Here is a 2,473-nt window from a genome sequence, read left to right as displayed (position 1 = left end):
GTAGGGCGGGGCTTTGAACCCAGTTTTTCGGTGAGCTCAGCTTCTTGGGAAGATCACCAGAGGCAGCGCGTGAGACAACGGCGCCATTATCAGCGTGCCCCTCTCACCAAAAGCTATCTGTGGAAGCCGACCCAGAGCCTGCCACAATAGGATGGAGAGCGTCCCCGATCCCTATGAACCCATCTTTTGCTCAGCCCCGTCTCAACTCAGAGCAGTACCGCCAGATGCTGGTGCGGGATGGCGAGCGTCGCTTCCGCGAGTGGCACACGGCCTTCCTCAAGTACCAACGGCAGTTTTTGCAAGAGATGAAGCAACTGCGTCTCCAGGGTTCCTTGCATCACTGAATGGTTAATGCCCACCGTCCCCACCTTGCACCCGCTGCCAGTCTTCTCCAAGCCCGATCCCTCCCCAAGGCCTACGGCCTGCCAAGGCGAACGGCAAGAAACCTTGGAATTGCTGGAGTGGCCCCGCCTTTGTCAGCACTTGGCCACCTTTGCGGCCACACCCTTGGGCCGCCGCGCCTGCTTGGAGCTGGATCCCTGGCAGAGCCGCGCCGACAGCGAAGCCTACCTTGAGCAGACGGAAGAGGCGATCCGCCTCGATCGCACACAGGCGGGGGGCCTTTCCATGGCAGGGATCCACAACCTGCTGCCGGCTTTGGAACGGGCTGAACGGGGGGGGATCCTGAGCGGGGAAGAGCTGGTGCAGATCGCTACAACTCTGGGGGCAGCCCGCCGCATTCGTCGTCTGATCGACGATCATGACCATCTGCCCCACCTGCAGGCCTGGGTGAGCAACCTGCGCACCTACCCGGAGCTGGAGCAGGAGATCTTCCGCTGCCTGGAGGAGCATGGTGAGGTGCGGGACAGCGCCAGCCCTACCCTTGCGGATCTGCGCCAGCAGCAGCGGCGGCAACGCAGCCAGATCCAAGAGCAGCTGCAACAATTGATGAGCCAGTATCCCCAGGCGCTGCAGGACAACCTGATCGGCCAGCGGCAGGGACGGTTTGTCCTGATGGTCAAGGCCACCCATCGGGATCTCATCCGCGGCATTGTGCATGACAGCTCTGCCAGTGGAGCCACCCTCTATGTGGAGCCCTACGCTGTGGTGGAACTGGGCAACCGCTGGCGAGAAACCCAAGCTCAGATTCAGGCGGAGGAAGAGCGGATCTTGGCCGCGCTCTCGGCTCAGGTGGCAGCCGTGGCCACCGATCTGGAGCATCTGCAGGGGGTGATGGTGGGGTTGGATGTGGCTCTGGCTCGGGGTCGCTACAGCCTCTGGCTGGAGGGCAATCGTCCCCAGTTTGTCTCGGCAGGATTGCGCCTGCGTCAGGCCAAGCACCCCCTGCTGCTCTGGCAATCTCGCGCCGCTGCCCCTTCGGAGGGTCAAGGCTCTGCCGTTGTCCCTATCGACTTCACCCTCGCGGACTCCATTCGTGTCGTGGTTATCACCGGCCCCAACACCGGCGGCAAAACCGTTGCCCTGAAAACCCTGGGCCTGCTGGTGCTCATGGCCAAGGCGGGGATCTTCCTGCCGGCTCAGGATCCGCCCCAGCTGCCTTGGTTCGACGGGGTTTACGCCGACATTGGGGACGAGCAGTCGCTGCAACAAAATCTCTCCACCTTTTCGGGGCACATCCGCCGCATCAGCCGCATCGTGCAGGCCCTGCAGTCTGCTCCGGAGCCGGCCCTTGTCCTGTTGGATGAGGTGGGGGCGGGCACGGATCCCACCGAAGGCGCTGCCCTGGCGGCTGGGCTATTGGAGTACCTCTCGGAAAGGGCACTGCTCACCCTGGCTACCACCCACTACGGCGAGCTAAAGGCCCTGAAATACCAACATCCCGGCTTTGAAAATGCCTCGGTGGAGTTCGACGAGGTCACCCTGGCCCCCACCTATCGCCTCTTGTGGGGGATCCCAGGCCGCTCCAACGCCTTGGCCATTGCCCAACGGCTGCAGTTGGATCCAGAGATTCTGCGGCGGGCCCAGCGGCACCTGCAAAGGGAAAGCCAGGTGGATAGGGTCATTGCCGGCCTGGAAGCGCAGCGGGCTCAATTGGAAGAGCGGGCGGCCCAGGTGGGATCCCTGCATCGAGAGCTGGAGAGCCTACATCAACAAATGCAGCAGCGCAGCCGCCAAATCGCCGAGCGAGAAGCCCGGCTGGAGCAGAAGCAAAACCAAGAACTGCAAGCCCTGTTGGCTGCTGCCCGTCAGGAAGTGGCTGCCGCCATCCGCAAATTGCAGCAGGGAGAGGATCCCCAACGCATTACTGCCGAGCTGGCGCAAATCCAGCAGCGCTACTCTCCCCCACCGCCGCCCGTGGATATGGAGTTTGTGCCAGAGGTGGGAGATCGGGTGCGGCTGAGAGGCTTGGGTCAGACGGGGGAAGTGATCGCCATCGAAGGGGATGTGTATGTGGTGCGCAGCGGCATCCTCAAATTCACAGTGCCGCGGGGGCAGTTGGATCCCATTGACG

2 protein-coding genes are annotated in these 2,473 nt (G+C 62.8%); both read left to right on the top strand.

Features of this window, described 5'->3' with window-relative positions:
- Positions 1-173: 173 nt before the first annotated feature.
- Positions 174-344, top strand: coding sequence for a hypothetical protein (locus NW837_RS01850; protein ID WP_414329021.1), 171 nt, complete (start codon positions 174-176; stop codon positions 342-344).
- Positions 345-351: 7 nt separating this feature from the next.
- Positions 352-2,473 (top strand): endonuclease MutS2 (locus NW837_RS01845; protein ID WP_414329020.1); only part of this gene is annotated, 2,122 nt, incomplete at its 3' end.

It is taken from the genome of Synechococcus sp. R6-10 (assembly GCF_047461815.1).
Taxonomy (GTDB): Bacteria; Cyanobacteriota; Cyanobacteriia; order Thermostichales; family Thermostichaceae; genus Thermostichus.
Note: the sequence above shows the minus strand (reverse complement) of the source record. Positions and strands in the feature narration are given on the sequence as shown.